Below are 25,308 nucleotides of genomic sequence, written 5' to 3'. Positions count from 1 at the left end.
ACTTAGTATGAAAAAGATTTTTCTTTTTGCCTTACTGCTGTTTGGGCGGTATGGCTTTTCCCAATCGGACAGTGCATTTCTGCAAAAGCTCCTGCGGAATTCCGGGGACAGTACTTTGCAGGCTATAATGGCGGCTCCGGAAAAGTTTCAGCTGCAACTGATTTACACCCAAATAGACCGGGATGAAGACAATCAGCCTGCCTTTACCACCCACTACCTGGGCGTAGATTCCAATCTGTATTTTTATCCGGCAAGTACCGTTAAAATGCCTATCGCCTTTTTGGCGCTTGAGAAACTCAATGAACTGCGCATTCAGGGGCTTGATGCTGAGACGCCTATGTTTACCGGCAAAGGGCAGACACCACAAACGGCCGTGCGTGCAGATACCTCAGCAGCGCAAGGGCTGCCCTCGGTTGCGCATTACATAAAAAAGATTTTCCTGGTCAGCGACAACGATGCCTACAACCGCCTGTATGAATTCCTGGGGCAGGCTTATCTGAATGAAAAGCTACAGGAAAAAGGCTACACCCGTTCCCGCATCATCCACCGGCTTTCCGCACCGGGCTACGACGCAGAGTCCAACCGCTACACCAATCCGGTAACGTTTTCAGCGGCCGGCAACAGGCTGTTGTACCATCAGGGAGAGGTGTATAGTAGCTTTAATAGCCCCATGCAGCTAAAGCAGGAAGTTCGTGGTCAGGGCTTTATGGATGGAGAGGGTACAATTGTCCCGGCCCCCTTCGACTTTCGGGACAAAAACTATGTGGGGTTGCAGGAACTGCACGATATGCTGCAGGCCGTACTTTTTCCGGAAGCGGTGCCCGCCCATCGCCGGTTCAACCTTACCCCGGCTGATTATCAATTTTTACGCAAGTACATGAGCATGCTGCCACGGGAAAGCGACTACCCTGCGTATCCGCAGTATGCCGGTTGGGACAGCTATGTCAAGTTTTTTCTGTTTGGCGATTCCAAAGCGGTTATACCAGATCATATCCGCATTTTCAATAAGGTGGGCGATGCCTATGGCTTTCTTACTGATGTGGCTTACGTAGTGGATTATGAAAACAAAGTGGAATTCATGGTCGCTGCTAACCTTCATGTCAATGCCAATCAGATTTATAACGATGGGGTATATGAGTATGATACGATTGGCTTTCCGGCTCTGGCACGGATCGGCCGCATCCTTTATCAGTATGAACTGGAGCGGTCGCGGTCGCATGAACCGATATTCCCAAAGCCGTAGGCGTACTCTGTCAGCAAGTTGACCGAAAGAAGGGGATAAAATTGTTACTTTCGTTTAAAATTGCGAATTGTATGAAGATCAAGCTACTAACGATTACCCTGTGCATAGGCTTTTCTATCCTGTCTGCACAGGAAGAAGCCAACCTGCTGGGTACCTGGAGTGACCCTGATTTGGTTGGATCAGCCTTTTACAACAACATCTACAATGAAATCTGGGGCCTCGCTGTCAACGGGCACGAATACGCTGTCCTTGGGTCTACCGCAGGGACGCACTTCATAGATGTAACGGACCCCACGCAGCCCTTTGAAGCGCACTTTGTGGCGGGCGCTGCACAGGGGCCGGTTATCATCCACCGCGATTATCATGATTATAAGGGTTACCTCTACGCCGTATGCGACGAAGGGCAAAGCAGTCTGCAAATTATGGACATCACACAGCTGCCGGACACCGTAATCGTTGCCTATGATGCGCCGACCCGTATCCAAACGGCACACAATATCTTCATTGATACAACCCATGCCAAATTGTATGGATTTGCCATGAATGGCGGGCCACAAAACTATTCTGCATTACGGGTATACGACATTTCTGACCCGCTCAACCTTGACTACATCGGTGAGTACAACAATTTCGGCGGGCTGAATGTCGGGCATATTCACGATGGGTACGTGCGTGACGGCATAGCTTTTCTGAACGCAGGCGGATCCGGATTTGCCATGGTCGACTTTTCGGACCCTTTCAACCCGGAAACCATCAGCACCATCACCGACTATCCGTTCCGGGGCTACAACCACTCCGGCTGGCTGACGGATGACGGGCAGTATTACTATATGGCCGATGAAAACCACGGTTATGATATCAAAGCCATTGACGTGAGTGATCCCTGTGAACCTGAAGTGACCGGTACCTTCGATGCCGAAACTAATAACCCGACGAGCATTACCCACAATCAGATTGTGGCATGCGACTACCTGTACGTGTCTTATTACTACGATGGTATCGTGGTGTACGATATTTCAGACCCGGGCAACCCGGAGAAAGTGCTGTACTACGATACCTCTAACGAGCCTAATGGTACAAGCTATAAAGGCGCCTGGGGTATCTATCCGCTTCTTCCCTCCGGCAATATCCTGGTCTCTGACATGCAGGAAGGCCTGTTTGTTTTTGAAGGCATGGGCGACAACTGCGCTGCCAATCAGCAATTAGAGCCCGTCAACCTCGACTGCCTCAATCCGGTAAGTGTGACGGAATGGGTGGAAGGCGCGCAGGTGTCCGTATTTCCACAGCCTGCCCAAAACACAATTGGGGTGGACATAGAATTGCCTGAGGCAGTGGCACCGGCTCATTTTTCACTTTGGAATCTCAATGGGCAGCAGGTTGCTGATTTTGGGACGCACGCGCTAAGCAAAGGGCGTCAGCAGCTGGAATTCAGCCGGCCCGGTAGTCTGCCCGGCGGGCTCTATGCCTTACGCATCACCGGAGAGCATGGTGCACATACCCTGAAGGTATTGCTGCAGTAAAATCAGGAGGGCGGGGTAAAACCACTCCGCCTCTTCCCTTGTAAAGCTCAACAAAATGTTAAGCGTTGGCTTCCGTTGCATAGATACTGCGCTACATGCGTTTTCTTCCTATCTTTGCCGCCTCAAAAGAACTGCATGAAGCCGATTCTGTCCTTATTGCCCCTGATTGCTGCGCTGCTTGCCCTGCCACATATGGCTTCGGCACAGTTCCCCGGTGCGAACCGGCAGCAACAGCAACAAGGGCAGCAGCAGGGGCTCGATCAGTTGGATGTTCTCCTCGACACCTTTGATGTGTTCTACTTTTATGCAGACAATCCCAATCTGGAAATCCCTTTTTCGGACACGACCCTCGACGATTTCTTCCGACAGTATGACCCCACCCGCCGACGCCGGCTCGATTACCGGCAGCTGGGTATTCTGGGGTCGGCCCATGAGCCTATCGTTTTTGAGGTGCCCGAACGCCGGGGCTTTGATATCGGGCAGCATCAGTACGATCTGTACATGACTAATGGCGATCAGCTGAAATACTATCGGCTGGAAAAGCCGGTTTCTATTTTCGCCCACACCATAGGCTCCGAGCAGGCAGATAGCTACACCAAGGCCGACTTCTCCCGCAACTTTGCCAACGGGCTCAACTATACGCTGGACTACGACCGTATTACACAGTTTGGAGAGAACACGCAGTACCCCAATCAGAACGTACGGAATACTACCTTCAACAACGGGCTTTGGTTTCAGCACCCCAATAACCGCTATGAGGCCTTTTTCAGCGTAGCCGCCAATACCATTCAAATGGAAGATAACGGCGGGGTGTGGGAAGAGCCTGCTTTGGGCGGTGAATTCAGCAGCCCAAGCGCTGCCGAAGTGCTTCTGGGCGATGCCCGCACCCGTCACTCGCACCGCGAAGTGTCCTACACGCATTACTACCGCTTCGGTGGGGGGCAGGATTCCATCAAAGGGACGCGCCGGGCTTACACGATTGCCCATAAGGCTCGTTTCCAAAACAGCCTGTACAAATATGCCGATGCTTATAACCCTGCAGTGGACAGTTTCTACAACCGCTTCCCGGCCTTTCTGATCGACCCACGGGGTGCCCGGTTTTACCTGCGCCACCGGCAGTACGAGAATGAGTTCAAACTGGCGACCTTTAAGCTGAGGGGGGAGGGCAGAGACGAGGCCGTACAGCAGCGTGACTTGCTGGAAGTGGGTGCTGTGCATACCCTGCATCAGCTGGTGCAGACCAATGGGGATTCCACCCTGAATAACCTCTTTCTGACGGGGCGCTACCGCCTCAATCCAAGTGAACGCCTGCTGATCGATTTGCGGGGGCACCTGGGCCTGCTGGCGAATGCCGGGGACTACCGGGTAAGCGGCGACTTGTTCTTTGATTTCAAAAAGCTTGGTCAGCTGGAGCTCAGGGGCGTTAGTCAGTTGTATAGCCCTACCCTTATGCAGCACCGCATGTACCTTTCTGAGCGTCAGCTTTACCGCAATAACTTTGATAAAACCCTGTCTACAACCCTGCAGGGCAAGTATATTTTGCCGGGCATTCAATTTAGTGCCGAGGCGCGCTATCACCTGCTCAACAACTTCATCTACTTCGGTACGGACGGACTACCGCAACAGACCGGCGTGCCCATTAGCATTGGGCAGTTGATCGTCGAGAAAAACTTCAACCTGTTCTGGAACCTGCACTTCGATAACTTGTTTGCCCTGCAGCAGTCCTCACAGGAGGTCCTGCGCCTGCCCACCTTCTTTGGGAAGCACAGCTTTTACTATTCCGGTAAGTGGTTCCGGGTCCTGGATGTCAAGCTGGGCGTGGACCTGCGCTATAATGAAGCTTTCCGCGCCAATTACTACAACCCTATCACCGGGCAGTTTCAGCTGCAGGACGAGCAGACCATCCCTTTCTACCCTGCAGCGGATGCGTTCTTCCTGATGAAAGTTACCCGGTTCCGGGCCTTTTTCAAATGGGAAAACGGCACGGCTGCTTTTTTGGATGATTATTTCTACCAAACAGCGCTGTATCCTTACCACCGGGCGGTCTTCCGGATTGGGATCAACTGGCGGTTTTTGGACTAAGACGGTCTAAAAAAGAGCACCGCCTGGTCCCCCCGGCGGCGCTCCTAAGACATCTACCTATTCTTCACTTTCTTTATACCCGACCCATTCAAAACGTTACAAAAAATGATCACTATTTGCTATCCGGAGTACGATAAGGAAGTGGAAAGCTGGGAAAGCCAGCTCCGGGAGATGGTCGTCGCCTACCGCTTGCAAGCTTCGCCTGAGCTGAAGGAACCGGAACTAAGGGAGCACGACAAAGTGATTGCCGGTACAGATGCGATCACCGCCTACCTGAAAAAACTGCGGCAGGATGTGGACGACTGGCGTGCGCCGGGTTGTGGGGTTTGATAATAAGGGTAGATTATCCATCTAACTCTTCCGCCGCCCGCCCCAAATCCACTTCTCCACCATTTCCACTTCCAGGTCCCGGTCTATCGTCACCTGACAGCTAAGGCGGGGGTAGCCGAAGCGCCGGGCGGCTTTGTCATGCCAATGCTGTGGGGCAGGGGCTTCGCCATTGATCCATACGCCGCAAGTGGCACACAGGCCCCGGCCGCCACAGTTGAGCCGGGGGGTGTAGGAAGTGTAGGGGCTGATGCCCTGCTGCAGCAAAGCTTGCCGGAGGTTGGTGCCGGGTGCTGCCTGAAAGCTCACCTGTTGGCCATCGAGTTGGGTGACGATAATTTTATGTGAAGGTTTTTCCATACGTTTTTTGGTCATCAACTTCGGCAGGGCATTTATGTTTTGGGTGGGTTTGTTTTTGTGTTTAAGTCGGGTAATTTAATTCTGAATTTAAAATATTGGTTGTTAATGGTTTAAGATCATTTTTTGAATAGATTAAATTTTAAGTCAACCCTTTGATTTTTGTCATTTGATTACTCCCGATATTGGGCTTTCTTACATTCGCTTTACCGTAAAGGTCTTTTGAAAAGACCGGCGCTTTCCAAAATTAATTTTGCAAACCAGACTAAAATCAAATTTACCGCTATGAAGAATTTTAAATTTTTGCTGATGCTCTTCGCCCTTACCGGCGCTATGGTAACCTGGACGGGCTGTGATGACGATGGCGATAACGAACCGGAACCTACCTGTACCGATGGTATCCAAAACGGTGACGAAACAGGTATCGACTGCGGGGGTACTTGTGACCCTTGTGAAGTGGGTATTCAGGGCCAATGGCAGAGCTCCGGCGCTAATGTAGCCCCCCTGCTGGTCAACCTCTTTGGTACAGATAGCATCTACGCGGAGTTCCGCACCGACCTGACTTATACTGTTGAGCAATATGACACTTCCGGCGCTTTGCTGACCCTCGAGGGTACCTACGAGCAAACGGAAAGTGGAACAGCTGATATCTGGGACATTACGGTGAATCAGTCTGCGCCTGCTGCACTGACTTCCGTTGGTATCTTTGAGATCAATGGCACGACCATGCGTTACGAAATTGTACAAACTGCACCTGATATCGGTGCTGTGCCACCTACCGCTGCAGGGGGCTTTGGCAGCACCAACGGCGGTGCCCTGGGCAACCTGAATATTCAGACGTACGAGAAAATTGAGTAGCAATCCATAGTTTTCAAAAAGGCGCAGTACAGTCATTTGTGCTGCGCCTTTTCCTTTCCCAACCAGCAAAACCAATCCCTACCCTACCATGAAAAACCGGCAACTTTGGCTACTGCTGCTGCTGTGCCTGCCCTTTGCCGCTTCGGCACAGATTCCCCCCTACTTTAAGCAACTGGAAGAGGCGATTCCGGAAGAGTCCGATAAGGAATTCCAGTACATTGCTTTTTTCTATAACCACTACAACAACAGCAACATTTTCCCGACCAATGACTTCCTGCAGGGGCAGGTGATTGGGCGGTTGTTTGGGCAAAATACCACAACGACTTCTGATTCGCTGACGGCTTCCTTCTTTGAGCAGCGCATCCTGCCCTTCTTCATTTACAAGCCTAAACTGTTTGACAACCGCGTCACCCTTCGGGCATCCTTTGAAATTGATTACACCTGGGGCGATGTGGCTTATGGCACCGGTGGTAACTCAGGCTCAGCTCCTTCCGGCGATCAGGTCAACCTGCAGACCCAAAATCTGGAGCTGGAGTATGTTCCCGCACCGGGCTGGGCCATCAATCTGGGCTTACAGCGGATGTTTGACACGCCTTACAATCCCTATCGTACCTTCTTCGATGACATGCTCAACTCGGCCTATCGCCTCAACTACTGGGGTACGGACGGTGTGGGCATTACCGTGCGGCAAAATGCCGATTACCATCAGTGGAAAGCCGGCTTCTTCCAGCTTTATGAGAACAGCATTCAGCGGGTGGACGATGTGCACATGGCAGAGTTCACCTATCAGCGGTCACTGGGTACCAAATGGCATTGGGGCGGCTCCCTCTACTACGTCCGCGACCGCTCCAACGGGCAGGGCGGGCCTTCCATTCTGGGGCAGGGGCTCAACAGCACCCTTTCGCTTTACAACGGCACCTACCGTTTTCCTTTTGGCAGCAGACGGTACCGGGCTGATGTGGCCTGGCTGGGTACTTACTTCGACTACAATCTGAGTCAGATGGCGGACACCTGGTTCCTGTCGGGCTACGTCAATTATAATCTCGGGCGCACCCAACTACAGGAAGAAGGTACCTGGGGAGACGGTCCCTCAATCGGCGGGCTGGGCGCCAATCTCCGCCTGGGCTACCGCTACGGCAAAACGCCCAATGATGCGATTTCTACTGACCTGATGTTTACAAGTGGCGATGATAATGGCATCAGCGATGACCGCTACAGTGGCGTCATGACCGGCAATACCTGGGCAACGCCCGGTGGGTTAAATGTGGCGCACGGCGGCTATCTACTTTTTCCGCATGCCAATGTGGTGAACCGCTATGTGGCTGCGGTGACGGATATTTCCAATATGGGCTTTGGCCTGACCGGAGGTACGGTAAACCTCAGCCGCGATTTTATCCCCTACAAGCTGAACGGCAAAGTAGGCATGGCTATGGCCATCAGCAACGTTGCACCGGCAAGAGGCGGGCAGTTTATGGGCGTGGAAGGCAATTTTAAAGTCGGCTATACCCTGGGTACATTGATGGAAATAGAACTCCACGGCGCCTACCTGTGGCTGGGCGATTTCTACGACAGCCCGGCAGTGAACGGAGGGGAGGATATCCGGCCGGTTGACCCCTACACCGCACTCGTCGTTTTTAAGTGGTTGATGTTTTAACCTGAATCTCAAAAAAGCAGAAGTCCAGATGAAAAATACACTTTTCCTCCTCAGCCTCCTTTTCCTGAGCAGTTGCAGCTGGTCTCAAAAGGTACCCCAGGTGCAGACTTTTGAGGACATTCCCTATCCTTTCCAAACTCAAAAAGTGGAGCTGGAAACCGGAGAGACCGTGGCCTACTTTGACGAAGGGAAAGGCGAACCCATTATTTTTATCCATGGCCTGGGCAGTTACGCTCCGGCATGGAAAAACAACATAGAAGGCCTGAAAGACCGCTACCGTTGTATTGCCATCGACCTGCCCGGCTACGGCAAATCGAGCAAGGGGAAATACGAGGCAAGCATGACCTATTACGCCACTATCGTGAAAGATTTTATGGCAGCCCTTGGTTTGGAAAAAGCCACGCTGGCTGGCCACTCCATGGGTGGCCAAATCGCGATGACCACCGCCCTGTCCTATCCCGAAAAGGTGGAAAAACTGGTATTGGTGGCACCGGCGGGCTTCGAGACCTTCCATAAAGGCGAGCGGCAGTGGTTCCGTGAGGTACTCACGCCTACCGGGGTGAAGCTGACCACCGTAGACCAGATCAAGACCAATATCGCCTGGAATTTCTACGATATGCCGGAAGATGCCGAATTTATGATTACCGACCGCATCGCGATGCGCCATGCAGAAGACTTTGATGCTTATTGCTACATCATACCTGAATGCGTAAAAGGCATGGTCGACGAGCCGGTCTTCGACTACCTGCCGCAGATTGAGCAGCCGGTACTGGCCGTCTTCGGGCATCAGGACAACCTCATCCCCAACCGCTTCCTGAATGGGGGCACCACTGAGAGTATCGGTCAGAAAGGGGTGGAACAGCTGCCAAATGCTACCTTGCATATGATTGACAAAGCCGGGCACTTCGTCCATTATGAGCAGGCTCAGGTGGTCAACGGACTGATCAGTGATTTTCTGAATTGACCAGAAGATTAATCCAACGGATCCTGCCTGAAAATCTCCTCCAGCAATTCGTATAACTCGGGATGCTTGCGGCGGAGTTGGGCAGGCCGCTCGAAAAAGTACTCGCTAACTACGCTAAAAAATTCGGCTTCGTTGGTCGCCCCATAGGGACGGATGTCAGATTTGCGCCTGCGAATGGCCTCCATCTCTTTGTGTACAAATTTCAGCCAGGGAATGGTGTACTGTCGCTCCATTAACTGAGCGGGTAGGCCATCTGTGTCTCCGTCGAACTTATCCAGCAGGTGCACAAATTCATGAATCCCCACATTGCGGCTGTCGGCGTGCCTGAAGCCCTTATGCAGTGCCCGCCGGGAAAGGATCATCATACGCTGCATACTGCCGGTGCCTACCATGCCGTTGATGTTTCGTCCTTCGCCATCTGTCTGGAAGTCGAGGTTGAAGCGGTCGTTATAGAGGAGCACCTCGTTAAGGTTGCGGTAATGCCAGCCGGGGAAACCAAAGAGTGGGATTACCCCGCTCGCAGCTACCAGCAGTCGATCGGTATCCGTCAGTTCTACATCTACCCCCGTGATCGTGATTTCCTGAAAAAAGAATTGGATTTCTGATTCGAAACGGGCTCGTTCTTCGGACGTTAATTGACGGTAAAAGTGGACGTTTTCCAGCAAAATATTCCGCCATGCCTCTGGAAAGGGGCCGGTGGGGCGCTTTCTCTTTCGAACGAACCAGACGAAAAAAAGAATAACCAGTACACTCAATAAGGCTATGGTGACGATAATGCGGGGCTCCATTAGGTCAAGGGATTAAATGAAAGTCAAGGACATTCTTAATTTAGGATGAATGGACGTAAAGATAGGCGTAGATCTTCAGAACGTATGATCAAAAACACCTGGAAGTTTGACAAGCCCGGCGTTTCCAGGACATGCAGCGGAATTTGGGCTTTTGCAGAGCTATCCTATTCCTTTAGCTTGATCCGGAGCGTTTTCCGGTTAATGCCCAGGATTTTCGCAGCAGCTGTTTTGTTGCCATCCACGGCGTCGAGGACACGCCGGATGTGCTGCTGTTCCAGTTCCCTAAGCGAAAGCAGGGTCTGCGGTTGAGCCGTTCTTAAGGTACGGTCTGCCGCGTGTAGATACGTAGGCAGGTCTGCTACTTCAATCTGGCCATCGCAAAGAATCAGCGCCCGTTGCACCGCGTTTTCCAATTCCCGGATGTTTCCCGGCCAGTCGTGCGCTTTCAGTCGGTGCATAGCCTCTGGAGTGACCCCGGGCTTGGGACGGCCATAGGATTTAGCGTATTTGTCCAGAAAGTGTTGTATCAGCAGCGGGAGGTCGCTCTTGCGCTGACGGAGAGGAGGCGTGTGCAGGTCGATCACGTGCAGGCGATAGTACAGGTCTTCCCGGAATTGCCCCTGCTGGCTTAGCGCATACAAACCGCTGTTGGTCGCTGCAATAACGCGCAGGTCTACCTTCTGCACAGTATTGGTGCCCACCATTTTGACCTCTTTTTCCTGAATGACGCGAAGCAACCGCGTTTGCACCGCAGCTGAAGCATTCCCAATCTCATCCAGAAAAATGGTGCCCCCGTCAGCCGCGTGGAAAAAACCGGGGCGGGTCTCGTTCGCGCCAGTGAATGCCCCCTTTACAAAGCCAAAAAGCTCACTTTCCAGCAAATGCTCAGGAATCGCTCCGCAGTTGACCGTCACGAATGGGGCTTGCCGGTAGGGGCCACTGTAGTGAATGGCCCTTGCCACGAGTTCCTTGCCGGTGCCGCTTTCTCCCTGGATCAGGGTAGTCGCCCGCGTGTCTTTAATGCGCTCGATCAGGTCGATGAGTTCCTGTACGGGCGCAGACTGCCCGATTATGCCGTGGTAATGGACGGCTTTTTGATCTTCTTCATCTGGGGAGGGCTCAGTGGAGGGCTGCCCGGCCTGCTGCCGGAAAACCTGTTGCACGGCCTGTTGCAACTCTTTCGCCGTGAACGGTTTGGACAGATAGTCGAGTGCGCCTGATTTTACTGCTTCCACTGCGCCGGAAACGGAAGGAAAGCCGGTAATGACCAGCACCGGCAAGTCAGGAAAGTTCGATTTTGCATATTTGACCAGGTGCATACCATCGAGGCCCGGCATGCGCATGTCGGTAATGAGCAGGTCAATCCGGGCATGCTGCAGCAGGTCAATCGCATCGGTGACGGAGGTAGACTGAAAGGTGTTGTATTGAAGGGCATTTAACTGCCGCCGCAGGACTTCCAGCATATCCTGTGAATCATCCACCAGCAAAATACTCCGCTTCTTCATGCCCCGGAAGTTAAGGGAAAGCGCAAGGTAAAGCAAGCACCTTCTCCGGGCTGACTTTCGAGCTCGATCTGCCCGCCGTGGGTTTTCACAATACCATGCACGACGCTTAGCCCAAGCCCGGAGCCTTCACCGGGCGCTTTGGTGGAGAAGAAGGGCTCGAATATCCGTTCGCGCAGGTCCTTTTCGATACCGTGCCCAAAGTCCTGTATGCGTAGCACCAGGTTGGTCTCATGCTGTATCAGGGTAAGCCATACCTCCTGTCCCGGGGCAGAGGCATGCAGGGCATTGATTAAAAGATTGAAAACCACTTGCGTAAACTGTATGGGATCAACTTGTGCCACCACCGGGCGGCCGGGCAAGGAGAGCCGGGGGGTAATGCCGGCTTGTTCGAAAGTAACCCTCAGCAGTTGGAGTGCTTCCTCAATGAGCAGCCCGACATCCGTATTTTGCTTTTGCTGCGGCATCTCGCAGGAGAAAAACATGAGCTTTTTGACGATTTCCCGGGCGTGCATAGAGGAGTTGATGATCTTTTCAATATCCTGTCCCACCTGCTGATCATCTGTACGGTCCTGAATCAGCTGAGCGAAGCCGAGGATGTTGCCCAGAGGCGTGTTGAGCTCGTGGGCGATGCCGGCCGTGATTTCTCCGAGAATAGACAAGCGGTCTGCCTGCTCGAATTTCCGGCGCAGTAGGGCTTCCCGGGCCTTCTGCTCGTCCCGTTCAATGATGCCGCTGATTTCCTGAGCCAGGGTTTTGAGCAGCAAAGCTTCTTCGTGCAGGAACGGAGGCGGGGCGCCATTCAGGTAATTGTAATGCATCGCCAGGTGTCCGCGCTCAAGCCCACGTACAACGATGGGGTGCTGCTGCGTCTCGTATTTGGATGCCAGGCTGCCGGATCGGTACTGCTGATCGTCGAGAAGGAGGGCAGCAACGGCGAAGTCAGGGTGTTGCCAGGCTTTGGGCAGTGCCTGTACCACCTCCTGTAGCTTCTCCGGAAGAGAAGCCGTGGAAGTGGCAGCGATATTCGAAATCTCATACAGGCAGCTCAGCTCTTTGATGCGTTCCTGCAAGGCGTGTACAACGTCAGGGCTGGCTTCGGGCATATACTCAGTTTAAATTTAGTGGAGAATAGGGCGGAAAGGGTTCCTGGTCTGCAACCGGTTCTCCGTTAGAAAAACGTTGGCGCATCTGTCCGAGTTTGATAAAAGCGTAAATTTTGAACAGCCCAAGCAGGGCAAGCGGAAGCGACAAGTCAAGAGGGGCGCTCAGCCACTGACCCTGAATGTTGGCCAGGAGAAACGCCCCCATGCTCACGGATAAAATACCGGTTAGCCCGGCGGGGGTGCAAGCTGGCCATTGCTGCCGCAGGTAGGCATACCTCCTGATTTGGAAATAGCCGGACAAGACGAGCCACAGCCCCAGGAGCAGTACCAATTGATTGCTGCCCTGAAACAGCAGTACAAGGGCTGCACCACCAGACAGCAGGTCAGCCACTGCACTTTGTTGAACCAGCTGCCTCCAGGCGCTGCCCCGCCGGAAAAACCAGGCGCTGATGATCAGCCGGGTGATGCCGCTGAACCCCAGCAACAGCCCAAAAGGGATCAGCAGTGACAAACGCTGTTCCATCGGATAGCACAGTGCCACTGCACTCAACCCCAACATCGCCACTCCTTCGAGCACCATCACCTCTCTACTGTCCATCAGTCGTTTGCCTTCTGTCATCATCGTAATTTGATTTGGTTAGGACTTACTGATGGCTATCCAATTGGCGTGCCAGGATTTTATATTGCTGTTTATCAGTGATTTATGTGTATTTTATAGCCCTGGAAGCTGGTGCAAAATACCTCAACCGGTACTTTTTGTATCAACGGGTTCTGCGTTTTTTCTGTTTTTTCACAGCCTGGCATTGACTTTACGACAAGTGTCGTATATATTTGTACGACAAAAGTCGTAATTATGGATTATTACCCATCAGATACAGAACTGGACATTCTCAGGGTGCTTTGGGACAAGCAGCCCCGGACAGTACGGGAAGTGCACGAAGCACTGTCATCAACCAAAGACGTAGGTTACACCACTACCCTCAAGCAAATGCAGCGGATGCTGGACAAAGGCGCCTTGTACCGGCAGGAGAACGGGCGGGCACATCTGTACAGTACATCTCTGAAAGCGCCTAAAGTGCAGCGTTCCCTGCTAAGCCGTCTAACGGAGAAAGCATTTGGGGGCTCGGCTATGGATTTGGTTATACAGGCCCTTGGCCACGGCACCCCCACAGCAGATGAACTGGATCAACTGGAGCAGCTCATTGCAGAAAAGAAAAAACAGCAAAAAGATGGTTGATGTACTCATTAGCGGGCACATGCTGACGGCGCTGGGCCATGCGCTCGTGCACAGCCTTTGGCAGTTTACCCTGCTGGCTTTTCTGGGAGCAAGTGTCAAACGTTTTGGGGTTGGCCTTTCCAAGTCTTCAAAATACTGGGTCAGCTTTATCTTGTTACTGGTCTGCGGCCTGTCCTTTGGGGTGACATTTGGCCATTATTACAGCACTTTTTCGGATACGGGGGGCATGTCGGCTATGCCTGTTGAAGCATCGTTACAACCCCTCCCGGAGAGTGAGGCCGTATCGGAAGCTCCAACCGCTTTAGAAGGCCTGTTTGATCAGTGGTCGGGCTATTTGCCGTTTATGGTAAAGCTATGGATACTAGGGGTGCTTCTTCTGAGCCTTAAGCAAATTGCAGAATATGTCTTCCTCAGGCACCTTCGGCACTATGGGGTACAGGCACCCTCCGGAGACTGGGTAGCGCGCTTTGAAGCTTTACAGCAAAAAATGGGTGTAAACGTTGCAGTTACTTACCTGGAGTCAACTTTGCTGAAGGGCATAGGCACCTTCGGATACCTGAAACCCATGATACTGATCCCAGCAGGTATGATCAGTCAGCTGACAGAAGCACAGGTGGAGGCCTTGATATTGCATGAGTTGGCCCACATCAAGCGCAACGACTACCTGCACAATCTGATCGTTCGACTTTTTGAAACCCTTTTCTTTTTTCATCCGGGCATCTGGTGGCTCAGTCAGCAGGTGAAGGAATTACGGGAAGAAAGCTGCGACGAGATGGTCTGCCAGACTGGCACGGACCCCTTGCTTTATGCAGAAGCCCTTATACAATCCGCCCGATTTTCTTCATCTTCAAAAGTTACTTTAGTTATGAATGCTAATGCTCATTTGTCCAATCGTATCCAGCAGTTGCTGCAACTTCCAACCTCCTCCTCCGGTACGCAGGCCGCTATGCCACTAGGCCTAAGTGGAATGTTGCTGATCCTGGCATTGTCCACCATTGGCTTTGTGCCAGCCCTGCAGTCTCAGCCGGTGGTGAGTATCGATCAGGGCGTATCGAAGACCTTGTATCTAAACACGGACAACCCTCTGACCATAGCGATATCCGGTGTGGCGGATAAGGATGTAGTGGTCACTGCGCCAGATCACCTGAACCTGAAGAAAGAGGGAGCCGGGCTTTATGTCGCCCATCCGGTACAGCCGGGTGGTGCTACCCTTGAAATCGAAGCGCCGGGCCTGGGGCAGGTGTCCGTTGACTTTAGTGTGGAGCGTTATCCTGACCCAACTGCCAACCTGGCCGGGCTGACAGGCGGAAAGATGGAGGTAGAAGTTTACAAAAGGCTGGAGCGGGTCCGCCTGTCGGCTCCTACTACTTTTAATCAACCCTGTGAAGTGTCCGGTTTTACTATGGTTCAAATTACCCCGGAGCAAGACCCAGTGGAGGTTATAGTGAAGGGCGCTGTTTTTTCAGAGCCAGCTAAGCGATTGATGTCCAAGGCTATACCAAGCACTATCACCTACTTCGATGAGGTCCGGTGTCTATGCCCTGGCGATGAAGAGCCCCGCCAAATCAACCATATGGTCTTTAAGCTGAAGGAGTAAATCTGACCGCTGACTAGGGAATTAGGCTATATCAGGAGTATAATTTAGGGGCGGGAAGTTGATTTTATGGCATTTATTAAAGGTTTTTGTTAATTTGTAGGCATAACCAACCAGAACAAACTATGGCTTGCCGCCTTAAGTTGATGCTCTGGGGATGCTACTGCTTACTTGCCTGTGCTCCTCTTTTCAGCCAAAAGTTAACTGCGGATAGTGTTTTGTTGATGGTTGAGCAAGGTCAGCCAGATACGCTTCAAGTGGAATACCTCACTAAGCTTAGTAGCTATTACATGCGGCGTGATCTGAAAAAAGCGATCCACTTTGCTGACCGTGCCCAACAGCTGGCGGAGCAGACAGGGCAGTATGATCACATCGGCAAAGCGCTGACGATCAAAAGTGTAGCGTATCTGGACAAAGGGATGATAGATTCGGCAAATATCATTGCGGAACAGGCGGAGGCGCATTTCCGTGAGCATCCCAATGTGCTGGAACTTTCCAACCTGTATAGTACCCGGGGGCACCTGGAGCGGCGGCTGGGCCGTAACGATAAAGCCTTTGAATGGTACATCAAATCGGTGCGGAACATAGAAAAACATGCCAAAGATTCTTCTGTTTATTACGCCTTGCCCGCCTTTCTCAATAATGTGGCGATCTCCTTGCTACAGCAGGGTGATTATGACGAAAGCCTCAGGTACCTGAAGGAGGCGCTTACATTGGCGCAAGCTAAAAACAGCAAACTAACGGTCTGCGTACTGCTATCCGGGATTGGTAGCTGCCTCGAGGCCAAAGAGGATTATCAGGGCGCCCTGGAGAGCTTTCAGCAGTCCCTTGCTATCAAGGATGAAATTAAAGATCAGGTCGGAAAGATCTCCCTGCTGAATAATATAGGTCGGTTGTATGTGAAAATGGGGCGCTTTGAAGCGGCGGAGGCCCACCTACAGGAGGCTTTATTGCTAAGTGATACCCTGGAGTATACTACTGGCCGGCTCTCCGTGTTATCTGTGCTGGCAAATTTTTCGCTGCAGCAGAAAGACTACCGCAGGGCATTAGACTGGGCGCAGAAAGCTCTGGCACTGGCTCAAAAGGATGGTAATCAGGAGTCTGCAATGGAGCTTTATGATCTAATGGCCAAGGCTGAAGCAGAGCGGGGCAGGTATGATAAGGCTTATGAGTACCGCTCCTTGTATGCGGCAGCCAGTGACTCCGCTCAAGTCCAAAAACGGCAGCAAAACCTGGATCAGCTCAAAATGGCCTATGAGTTAGAAAAAACAGAACAGGAAAACGAATACCTAAAGGAACAAAGGGCAAAGGACCGGGTGATCATCGGACAACGCAATACTGTCATGGTGGTAGGTGCTGCAGCACTGCTGCTGCTGATCCTGGTCATTATACTCATTTACCGCGACCTCCAGCGCAAGCAGAGCTACAATCAGCAACTGGAAACAACAGTGGCTCAGCGTACTGAAGCCCTGCAACAGGCAAACAAAGACCTGGAGCAGGCTAATTACGAGCTCAGTACCCTAAGCTACATCGCCTCTCACGACATCAAAGAGCCCATACGGGTACTGAGCAATTATGTAGGCCTCATCCGTAAACGGCTGCCGGAGGAATTAAAGAATGGACTTAAAGATTACTTCGAAATCATTCAAACCAGCAGCCGGCAATTGTACACGCTGATTGAAGATTTTATGCGATACTCTGAGTTAGCCAGACAAGAAAATGGGGAAGCGGAGCAGATTGATATGCACCTGTTTATACAGAATCTCACCAAGACGTTGGGCCCCGGGGAGTATGCTACCGGAAAAATAGACTATCAGGGTTTAGATGTGGTACGCGTCAATCGGTCAATGTTGTTCTTAGTCTTAAAAAATTTGATCGAGAATGGGTTGAAGTATAACAAAAGTGAACAGCCGGAGGTGCTGGTCTCTTGTACCCGGCAGGGAGCACACTTAGCGTTACGGGTGACAGATAACGGTATCGGCATTCCGGAACCTTTTCAGGAAAAAATATTTGAAGCTTTTAAACGGCTGCATTCGAGGGCAGAATATGGGGGCACCGGGCTTGGCCTGGCTATCGTCAAGCTGGCGGTCGGTAAGCTCGGCGGAGAGATTCAGCTCGAAAGCGAGGAAGGGAAAGGGAGTACCTTTATTGTGACCTGCCGCGAGCAGGTTAATGGAGAAAGAGAGCACTAAAGTTGCTCATTCACCGGGCTATATTGCAATTGGCCGGTTCGGGCTGGTGTGGCGTCCCTTAAGCGCTCATATTTGTGGGTGTAAGAAGAAATCACCCGATTGAATTTTTAAATCAACACCACACCATGAAGAAGTTAATGACTTTATTATCCGTTTGTTTGCTACTGGGTTTTTCTCAAAGAAGAGCAGTCTAACTAAGGCCAGTTTTAGCCTATTTCTTCAATCTTAACCCACCACCATGAGAATGCTTATCATTTTGCTGCTATTCTTCTCGCAGGCTGTACAAACTATAAATGCCCAGGAAGCCGCCCCTATGCCTGAGCTGCTTGAAGGGGCTTGGCAGGTCGACCTCAGGCCCACACCGGACGCACAACCCTACTGGCAGACGCTTGTTATTAAAAAGCCCGGGGATAACACCTTTTCCGGCAGCTTTTACGGGTCAAAGTTTAAAAAAGGGCTCCTGAATACGCAGTGGGCAGACCTGCACTTAGCTTTTGAGACCCGCGACCGGAACAATACGTACTACCACGTTGCCCGCTTTGATGGCAAGGTGCTGCGCGGGCAAACCTACTGCCCCCAACGTAAGTTTATCGCACCTTGGACAGCCGCAAAAGCTCAAACAAAAATCCATCCGGATGAACCGTAGATACACTTTTTGGAGGCGTCAAATGCTGGGCGTTTCGGTGTACGAATACCTGGTCGTCCTGGGGCTGTACCTCTTTTTCGCCTTCAGTTACCACCTGACGCTGTGGCTCAACGGTATGGACTTCAGGGAGGAAGGGGAAAGCCTGTTCAGCTTAAAGGAGTTTATGGACAATGCCGGATTGCAGTATCTGTGTATGGCCCTGCTTACCTTGCCCATTTGGTGGGTGGTCTTCCGGGGGCTGAAGCATTGGGAACTGAAATACCGGCTGCTGTTGCACCTGCCGGGGCTGCCCCTTTTCGTACTGGCAGGCTGGAAGGGCTACTACTGGCTAGCCGAGCAACTGGGGTTCGGACACCTGGGGGGCTGGGGGCAGGTGTGGGACATTTACATCCCGGCACTGTTCTATTTTATTCAGTTTGGCATCTTCCACGGGTATGAATACTACCGCAATAATCAGCGTAACCTTCAGCTCAAAGCGGCGCTCAGTGAAGCAGCACTAAAGAGCGAGCTGGCGGCACTCAAGGCGCAGCTTAATCCCCATTTTTTGTACAATACGTTCAACGCCATCAGCGCTTCCGTACCACCGGAGCAGGAGCAGACGCGGGAGATGATTGCGCAACTGGCCGACCTGTTCCGGTATCAGCTCAAAGCCTCCAAAACAGAGCAGGTCGCCCTTGGAGAAGAACTGGGCTTTGTGGAAAAGTACCTGGCACTGGAGAAAGCCCGCTTTGAAGACCGCCTGCAGGTTGTGGTAGATGTACCGGAGGCATTGCGGGAACGGAAAGTCCCTCCGATGATCCTGCAACCTCTCGTGGAAAATTCCATCAGGCACGGTATCTCCAACCTTATTGAGGGCGGGCAGGTCCTCATCCGCATCCGGCCACAGGGCGAGCGGTTGGCCTTTGAAGTCTCTGACACCGGTACGGGTGTTCAGGAAAAAGCCTACTTGTTCCGCAATGGAGGTGTAGGGCTCAAGAATACCCGCTTGCGGCTGGAAAAGCAATACAACAGTCACCTGAAGATTAGCGATAATCAGCCCCGCGGCCTAAAAATCGAATTTGTAATATGAAGAAGGTCGTTTTAGTAGACGATGAACCTGCCGGCCGGAAGCTTATTCAGCAATACTTAAAAGCGTATCCGGAACTCGTTTTGGTTGGAAAAGCCAATAACGGCGTGGACGCCATCAAAGTGATTAATGAATTTCAGCCGGACCTGCTGTTCCTGGATGTTCAGATGCCGGGCATGAACGGCTTTGAGGTGCTTACCCATTTGGAAGAAATTCCGCAGGTCATTTTTTCCACTGCTTATGATCAGTACGCCCTCAAAGCTTTTGAGGTACATGCGGTGGACTACCTGCTCAAGCCCTACACCAAAGAGCGTTTTCACGAAGCCGTTCAGCGGGTATTGCAATCCGAAAGCCAAACGGAGGCGGGGCGCCTCACCGAGAGCCTGCTCGAAGAAAAGCAAACCTATCCCGAGCGCATCCTGGTGCAATCCGGGCGCCGGTTGATCAACTTAGCCGTGCAGCGCATTATTCGTATTGAAGCTGATGGGGATTATTCCCGCCTGATTACCGAAGAGCAAACTTACCTCAGCAATTACGGTATCGGAAAAATTGAGGACCGGCTTGATCCGAAAGTTTTTCTGCGTGTACACCGTTCCTCCATTATCAATATTCACTACGTTGAGTGCGTCGATAAGTATGCCAGCAGCTACGATGTGAAAATGCAGAACGGAGACGTGGTTCGGGTAAGCCGCGGGTATATGGATAAGATCAAGGCACTGACGTTTTAGGTGCGGGCTGCGAGTTCTTCCACTGTACCCACTGCTTTCCCTTTGGACCAGACCTGAGACTTAAGGTTTCGTTAGGGAAATATTGCTTCAGCCGTCCGCTTGGGTCCGTACGGTGATAAAAATACAGCCCCGGGCATTGACACTCGCCAATATCCGGGGCTGCTCATTCGGGCCGATAAAGGTAGTGGGTTACTCCCCAACCCCAATCGGCCGCTGAGGCGTATACGGTGCGCCGGCTTCATCCAGTGCTTTCTCGATGGCTTTGACCTCCACCTCAGTCAGCTGTCGCATACGCTTGAGGATGGGCTGTGCCTCTTCCTTTACAATCGCGAGGGCATCGCGCTGTGTTTGCGTGGGCGCAGAGGTGGAGCCCCACATTTCGTAGGTCAGCCAGCCCAGGCGGTCCATGATGCCCATAGGCGCACCCTGATCAAGCTCGGAGGCGATGCGGTCGCCGTTCAGGTCCATTTTCAGGGCTTGGAGCTCCTGCTCGGCCTTCAGTACGCGGGTGCGTAGTTCCTCCCCGGCGTTTGGTGTAAGGAAAAGGGCGTGGCGGATGGCCTCCAGCCGCTCTTCGGTTTCCCGCAGGCGGGTGGCTGCCCCATCAAGGCGCCGGTTAGTCTCCTGCACTTTAGCCTGGAAGTTGAGGAGCTCCTCCCGTGGCTCAGCGGGCAGGGTGACACCGCCCAGGCTCTTCAGCTTGAAGGGCTGTGGACCGGCCAGCTTAGTCTGTTCACTGCCTTTTACCTGATAAAGGGCAACAAGGTAGTCGCCGGGCGCAGCCAGTACGCCGGAGTCATCATTAGGAGAGCCGGGGCGGCGGATGGGCGATACATCAGGCATGCGGCCGTCCCAGGTGATGCGGTGTACCCCTTTGCTGACGGAAGCCTTGAGTTGCCGCTTCACTTCCTTTGTTTTGGCGTCCATGATGGCAAACAGGAGATAGGCATCTTCCTCTTCCCGCTCTGCCTTTAGCTCCTCGTAGGTGGGGTAGCGGATGGGCTCGCCCTCTTTAATCTTTTCCTTTTCGTCCTTTTGGCGCTTAGCCTTCAGCGTCTCTGCGCCTTCCTTGATGTAGTAGGTGAAAGTCGCACCGATGGGCGGGTTCTCAGCCATGTAATAGCTTGCTCCCTGAAAGCCTCGACCGGAGTAGCCCAGCGGGTCGCGCTCAATGTAGACGAGCCCGTCCTTAATGGGGAAAATGTGGGCGTCTGCCTCCAGCTGCTCTTCACTGATTTGCCGCAAAGGCGAGTAGTCGTCCAGCACGTAAAAGCCTCGTCCAAAGGTGGCTAACACCAGATCGTTTTCCCGTTTTTGGATGGCGATGTCCCGTACCGCAATAGTCGGCAGGCCGGCGCTCAGTTTTTTCCAGTGCTCCCCACCGTCCGGGCTGAAGAAACAGCTGAATTCGGTGCCGACAAAGAGTAAATCCGCATCCACATGGTCTTCGGCCAGGCTGTAAGCAGAACCACGCTCGGGCAGGTTATTGCTGATGGAGGTCCAGGTACGGCCCTTGTCAGTACTCTTGAATACGTAGGGCTTAAAGTCGCCGTATTTGTGGTGGTTGAAGGCAGCGTAAACCACGTTCTCATCGTGCTGGGAAGCCAGCAGGGCATTGACGTAAGTGCGCTCAGGCGCCCCTTTGATATTGTTGACATCAATTTGAGCCCAGTTTTGCCCGCCATCTTCAGAAATCTGTATCAGCCCGTCATCTGTGCCCACGTAGAGCAGCTGCTCATTGAGCGGGCTTTCTGAGAAAGCGACGATGGTGCCATAGGGAGAGGTGCTGGCGTTTTTCGCTACCGCGTCAATGCTTTGTATGCGGCCCATGACCGGCAGGGTATTGCGGTCGAGCTGACGGGTGAGGTCATCGCCCAGGGTTGTCCAGGAATTACCGCGGTCGTCACTGCGGAACAGCTTATTGGCAGCAAAGTACAGGCGGGTGGGCTTGTGGTGGGAAATCATCAGTGGGGCATCCCAGTTCCAGCGGAAAGCATCTTCGCCCTTGGCTGGCTTCGGTTGAATGCCGGTCTCTTCCCCGCTCGCCCGATCGTAGCGCACGAGCACGCCGTACTGCGACTGTGCGTAGACAATGTCCGGGTTTTCCGGGTCAATAGCCGATTCAAAGCCATCGCCGCCGTGGGTGACAAACCAGTCGCTGTTGGTGATGCCGTTGCTGTTGCGGGTACGGCTGGGGCCGCCCAGGCTGAAGTTGTCCTGTGTGCCGCCGTAGACGTTGTAGAAGAGCAGGTCGTTGTCGACTTCCACCTTGTAAAACTGCGTGACGGGCAGGTTGGGTTTGTAATTCCAGGTTTTGCCGGCGTCAAAGCTTTCGTAAATACCGCCGTCGCAGCCCACCAGGTAGTAGTTGGGCTGTTCAGGGTCGATCCACATGCAGTGATTGTCGACGTGTTTGTTGGGCTCGCCCACTCGCTGAAAGCTGTTGCCACCATCATCGGTATAGTGCATGTAGGTATCCATGGCGAAGACCGTCTCCGGGTCGGTGGGGTGGGCGACGATCTCGGAGTAATAATTGCCCCGTGTGAAGTAGCTGTCTTTTTTGCTCCAGCTGGCTCCGCGGTTGTCAGAGCGGTAGAAGCCGCTGCCGCTCCCCGCTGCTTCCACCATAGCATAGAGATACTCCGGGTTGGCAGGAGAAATGGCCAGGCCAATGCGGCCGATATCCCCAGAGGGCAGGCCCTTGTTGGCTTTGCTCCAGTTTTTGCCGCCGTCTGTGGTTTTGTAAATGCCGCTGCCCGGGCCGCCGCCAACATAGGTGAACACGTGCCGCCGCCGTTGCAGGGCTGCCGCATACAGTACATCGGGGTCACGTGGGTCCATGATTAAATCGGTTGCGCCGGTGTGCTCGTCCAGTTCCAGAACGAGCGCCCAGTTTTGTCCGCCATCGGAGGTTTTGTAGACGCCGCGTTCGCCCCCGCTGCTCCAGAGCGGGCCGATTGCCGCTACGTAGACGGTACGGGAATCGCGTGGGTCTACGATAATTTTGCCGATATGCTCAGATTCCTTGAGCCCCATGTGCTGCCAGCTGCGGCCGCCATCCTCAGACTTGTAGACGCCATCGCCGTAGGCTACGGAGCGTTGGTTGTTGTTTTCGCCTGTGCCCACCCATACCACGTTTGGGTTGTTGGGGTCGAGTGTAATGCAGCCGATGGAGTAGGAGCCCTGACCGTCAAATATCGGCTCGTAGGTGGTACCTGCATTGTCCGTTTTCCAAACACCACCGGAGGAAGTGGCTACATAATAAACGGCCCGGTTGTTTGGGTGCACCGCAAAGTCGGAGATCCGGCCGGAGGTCAGTGCCGGGCCGATGGACCGGAACTTCAGCCCGCCAAGGGTAGCTGTTTCCAGGTAGTGCTTTTCTTGTTCTTTTTCGTCTTTTCCCTTTTTCTGGGCATGCAGTGGGGCTGCCAGCAGCAAGGTTAGGGCAAAGAGCAGGGAAAGTGCTTTTTTCATCTTGTTTCAGGTTGGTTTGGAAAGAATTACAAAGTAATAGGTTTTGCCATTCCCACCAAAAAATGACCTTAAATTGGACTTTTGTGTGACCAATCGGAGCTTGTTGCGTCCTAACAACGAGCATGAACAACTGAGCGCTAAATACTATGAGAAAGCGCGATAATCCCAAAAAGCATTGCCCGGTGTGATCAGTCATACCGGGTTTTCTTTTTGAAAGCAGAGGCAGAAAGTGAGGATAGCGTCCTATATTTGCGAGTGGCTGGTACGCCAACAAAACGAAGCAATCATGGACCTGTTTACTATCCTTACCATCCTGATCGTTGTAGCCGCTATCTTCGGTTATATCAACGTGCGTTTTCTAAAGCTGCCCGTCACTATCGGGCTGATGATCATTTCTCTGGGGTTCTCCCTGCTTACGATGGGCATCAGTCAGTTCTATCCGGCATTATTTGAGATGGAGAAAAGCCTTGTGGAGCAAATTGATTTCCATAAAGTACTTATGGAGGGTATGTTGAGCTTTTTGCTTTTTGCCGGTGCCCTGCATGTTGATTTCAGGTCTCTGAGTAGCATGCGCTGGCCGATACTCCTGTTTGCTACGCTTGGGGTCATCACCTCGACTTTTTTAGTGGGAGCGCTTTCGTTTTTCCTTTTCAATGCGCTCGGTATCTCCATTTCTTTTCTTCACTGCCTGCTCTTTGGAGCGCTGATTTCACCCACTGATCCGATTGCTGTACTTGGGATCCTCAAGCAAGCAGGCGTGCCCAAAAGCCTGGAAACTAAAATTGTTGGTGAGAGCCTTTTCAATGATGGCATTGGTGTGGTGGTGTTTATTACGATTTACCAGCTTGCACAATCTGGCGCCGGCCATTTTGACGCCGGAGAAGTGGCTTTCCTGTTTCTTGAAGAAGTCGGTGGTGGTGTTGCGCTTGGCCTGGGGCTGGGTTACCTTGCTTACTATATGATGCGGACGATTGACGACTACGAGGTTGAAGTTTTGGTCACACTCGCTATGGTCATGGGCGGTTATTTACTGGCTAGTGCGCTGCATTTTTCCGGGCCACTGGCCATGGTGGTCGCCGGGCTTATGGTTGGGCATGAACGGTTCCGGACGTCTTCTATGTCCGAGCAGACAGAACGCTATGTGGATAAGTTTTGGGAGCTCATGGACGTACTGTTTAATGCCGTATTATTCGTTCTGATCGGGCTGGAAATTGTCATTTTGCAATTTGATCAACAATACGTAGTTGCCGGTTTGATCGCCATACCTATGGTCTTGTTGTGCCGGGCTATGGCTCTGGCCACACCTATTGCCCTTTTCCGTAGCCGGCTGAATTTTTTCCCTAAGACCAACCTGATTATGACCTGGGGCGGGCTCAGGGGGGGCATATCTATTGCACTTGCTCTGTCACTTTCTGAGTATATGAGCCGGACACCGATTCTTACCATTACTTATATTGTCGTCGTCTTCTCCATTATCGTTCAGGGGCTTACCGTTGGCCGGCTTGTTAAGAATGTACAGGGAGAGCAAAGCTAAACCTCACACCAAAGCGCTGGTTTTTCTTGTAAGGTGCTTATAATCATGGTTTTAAATAGAGCGGCTTTTGATTTTTTTTTGAAAAAGTTATTAAGAAGCTGGATTTATATCTATGATTTTGTTATATTTGTAATATTGTGATGTTTTGATAATAATTCAAAGCGTCCTTCTTCCCCATAGTGTAAGTTCCTTACAGGCACATCCTCCCCACACAACAACACTAAGTTGGATTTAATGGCTATTGCCCAAACATAAAATAGCAGTAAAGGCGTGCCTTGCTGCAAAACCCAAGTAATCTATGAGGAAGCCTATACCCCCAGTTTAAGGAGGTGCAGAAGCAGCACACAGCAAACGACCACTTAATAAGATGACCTAAACACTTGCAGCCTAACCCAAGCTGCAAGCGGTACTAATGCTGCAAAAGCAAGTACTGGTA

The 25,308-nt window shown here is 52.3% G+C and carries 20 protein-coding genes; 14 read left to right on the top strand and 6 right to left on the bottom strand.

Going from position 1 to position 25,308, the window contains the following annotated elements; genetic code table 11:
* Nucleotides 1-7: 7 nt before the first annotated feature.
* The 4 genes from MRY86_RS19800 to MRY86_RS19785 all read left to right on the top strand — a co-directional run bounded on the left by MRY86_RS19800 (nt 8) and on the right by MRY86_RS19785 (nt 5,175).
* The gene (locus MRY86_RS19800; protein WP_293562808.1) at nt 8-1,243 is read left to right on the top strand and encodes a serine hydrolase; all 1,236 of its coding nucleotides are present in this window, start codon (nt 8-10) and stop codon (nt 1,241-1,243) included.
* Nucleotides 1,244-1,314: 71 nt separating this feature from the next.
* Nucleotides 1,315-2,763, top strand: coding sequence for a choice-of-anchor B family protein (locus MRY86_RS19795; RefSeq protein WP_293562806.1), 1,449 nt, complete (start codon nt 1,315-1,317; stop codon nt 2,761-2,763).
* A 135-nt stretch (nt 2,764-2,898) separates the two neighbouring features.
* On the top strand, nt 2,899-4,845 hold the full coding sequence (locus MRY86_RS19790; RefSeq protein ID WP_293562805.1) for a putative porin: 1,947 nt from the start codon (nt 2,899-2,901) through the stop codon (nt 4,843-4,845).
* A gap of 105 nt (nt 4,846-4,950) precedes the next feature.
* Nucleotides 4,951-5,175 carry a hypothetical protein gene (locus MRY86_RS19785; protein WP_293562804.1) on the top strand — a complete coding sequence of 75 codons (225 nt, stop codon included), beginning with the start codon at nt 4,951-4,953 and terminating at the stop codon, nt 5,173-5,175.
* A gap of 21 nt (nt 5,176-5,196) precedes the next feature.
* Here the strand turns inward: MRY86_RS19785 and MRY86_RS19780 are convergent, their stop codons facing one another.
* On the bottom strand, nt 5,197-5,532 hold the full coding sequence (locus MRY86_RS19780; protein ID WP_293562803.1) for a 2Fe-2S iron-sulfur cluster-binding protein: 336 nt from the start codon (nt 5,530-5,532) through the stop codon (nt 5,197-5,199).
* 282 nt (nt 5,533-5,814) lie between these two features.
* Here MRY86_RS19780 and MRY86_RS19775 point away from each other — a divergent pair, with 282 nt between their 5' ends.
* From MRY86_RS19775 to MRY86_RS19765, 3 genes are all read left to right on the top strand, one after another.
* Nucleotides 5,815-6,387 carry a hypothetical protein gene (locus tag MRY86_RS19775; RefSeq protein WP_293562802.1) on the top strand — a complete coding sequence of 191 codons (573 nt, stop codon included), beginning with the start codon at nt 5,815-5,817 and terminating at the stop codon, nt 6,385-6,387.
* Between the two features lie 88 nt (nt 6,388-6,475).
* The gene (locus tag MRY86_RS19770) at nt 6,476-8,041 is read left to right on the top strand and encodes a hypothetical protein (RefSeq protein ID WP_293562800.1); all 1,566 of its coding nucleotides are present in this window, start codon (nt 6,476-6,478) and stop codon (nt 8,039-8,041) included.
* A 28-nt stretch (nt 8,042-8,069) separates the two neighbouring features.
* Nucleotides 8,070-9,005 (top strand): alpha/beta fold hydrolase, encoded by a 936-nt coding sequence (locus MRY86_RS19765; RefSeq protein ID WP_293562798.1) that lies wholly within the window; start codon nt 8,070-8,072, stop codon nt 9,003-9,005.
* An 8-nt stretch (nt 9,006-9,013) separates the two neighbouring features.
* Here the strand turns inward: MRY86_RS19765 and MRY86_RS19760 are convergent, their stop codons facing one another.
* The 4 genes from MRY86_RS19760 to MRY86_RS19745 form a co-directional block, all read right to left on the bottom strand.
* Nucleotides 9,014-9,793 (bottom strand): M90 family metallopeptidase, encoded by a 780-nt coding sequence (locus MRY86_RS19760; protein WP_293562796.1) that lies wholly within the window; start codon nt 9,791-9,793, stop codon nt 9,014-9,016.
* Nucleotides 9,794-9,957: 164 nt separating this feature from the next.
* Nucleotides 9,958-11,298: a sigma-54 dependent transcriptional regulator gene (locus tag MRY86_RS19755; protein ID WP_293562794.1), complete on the bottom strand. Its 1,341-nt coding sequence runs from the start codon at nt 11,296-11,298 to the stop codon at nt 9,958-9,960.
* The gene (locus tag MRY86_RS19750; protein WP_293562793.1) at nt 11,295-12,401 is read right to left on the bottom strand and encodes a HAMP domain-containing sensor histidine kinase; all 1,107 of its coding nucleotides are present in this window, start codon (nt 12,399-12,401) and stop codon (nt 11,295-11,297) included. The genes MRY86_RS19755 and MRY86_RS19750 overlap by 4 nt, the downstream gene beginning before the upstream one ends.
* 4 nt (nt 12,402-12,405) lie before the next feature.
* A complete protein-coding gene (locus MRY86_RS19745; RefSeq protein ID WP_044219894.1) occupies nt 12,406-13,023 on the bottom strand; it encodes a DUF308 domain-containing protein in 618 nt (205 codons plus the stop codon).
* Nucleotides 13,024-13,254: 231 nt separating this feature from the next.
* Here MRY86_RS19745 and MRY86_RS19740 point away from each other — a divergent pair, with 231 nt between their 5' ends.
* From MRY86_RS19740 to MRY86_RS19715, 6 genes are all read left to right on the top strand, one after another.
* Nucleotides 13,255-13,638: a BlaI/MecI/CopY family transcriptional regulator gene (locus tag MRY86_RS19740; protein ID WP_293562789.1), complete on the top strand. Its 384-nt coding sequence runs from the start codon at nt 13,255-13,257 to the stop codon at nt 13,636-13,638.
* Entirely contained in the window at nt 13,631-15,235 is a 1,605-nt protein-coding gene (locus MRY86_RS19735; RefSeq protein WP_293562787.1) for a M56 family metallopeptidase, read from the top strand. The genes MRY86_RS19740 and MRY86_RS19735 overlap by 8 nt, the downstream gene beginning before the upstream one ends.
* Nucleotides 15,236-15,522: 287 nt before the next feature.
* Nucleotides 15,523-17,424 carry a tetratricopeptide repeat protein gene (locus MRY86_RS19730; protein WP_293562785.1) on the top strand — a complete coding sequence of 634 codons (1,902 nt, stop codon included), beginning with the start codon at nt 15,523-15,525 and terminating at the stop codon, nt 17,422-17,424.
* 238 nt (nt 17,425-17,662) lie between these two features.
* Nucleotides 17,663-18,070, top strand: a complete 408-nt coding sequence (locus MRY86_RS19725) for a hypothetical protein (RefSeq protein ID WP_293562783.1) — start codon at nt 17,663-17,665, stop codon at nt 18,068-18,070.
* Nucleotides 18,060-19,139, top strand: coding sequence for a histidine kinase (locus MRY86_RS19720; protein ID WP_293562761.1), 1,080 nt, complete (start codon nt 18,060-18,062; stop codon nt 19,137-19,139). The genes MRY86_RS19725 and MRY86_RS19720 overlap by 11 nt, the downstream gene beginning before the upstream one ends.
* Entirely contained in the window at nt 19,136-19,864 is a 729-nt protein-coding gene (locus MRY86_RS19715; RefSeq protein WP_293562759.1) for a LytTR family DNA-binding domain-containing protein, read from the top strand. Before MRY86_RS19720 ends, MRY86_RS19715 begins: the two co-directional genes overlap by 4 nt.
* Nucleotides 19,865-20,053: 189 nt before the next feature.
* Here the strand turns inward: MRY86_RS19715 and MRY86_RS19710 are convergent, their stop codons facing one another.
* Complete coding sequence (locus tag MRY86_RS19710) at nt 20,054-23,338, bottom strand: glycosyl hydrolase (protein ID WP_293562758.1); 3,285 nt, start codon at nt 23,336-23,338, stop codon at nt 20,054-20,056.
* Between the two features lie 286 nt (nt 23,339-23,624).
* On the opposite strand from MRY86_RS19710, the gene MRY86_RS19705 reads away from it, so the two are divergent.
* Nucleotides 23,625-24,872 (top strand): sodium:proton antiporter, encoded by a 1,248-nt coding sequence (locus MRY86_RS19705; RefSeq protein WP_293562757.1) that lies wholly within the window; start codon nt 23,625-23,627, stop codon nt 24,870-24,872.
* Nucleotides 24,873-25,308: the final 436 nt, after the last annotated feature.

The sequence above is a fragment of the Phaeodactylibacter sp. genome (genome assembly GCF_022763345.1).
Classification (GTDB): domain Bacteria; phylum Bacteroidota; class Bacteroidia; order Chitinophagales; family Saprospiraceae; genus Phaeodactylibacter.
Note: the sequence above shows the minus strand (reverse complement) of the source record. Positions and strands in the feature narration are given on the sequence as shown.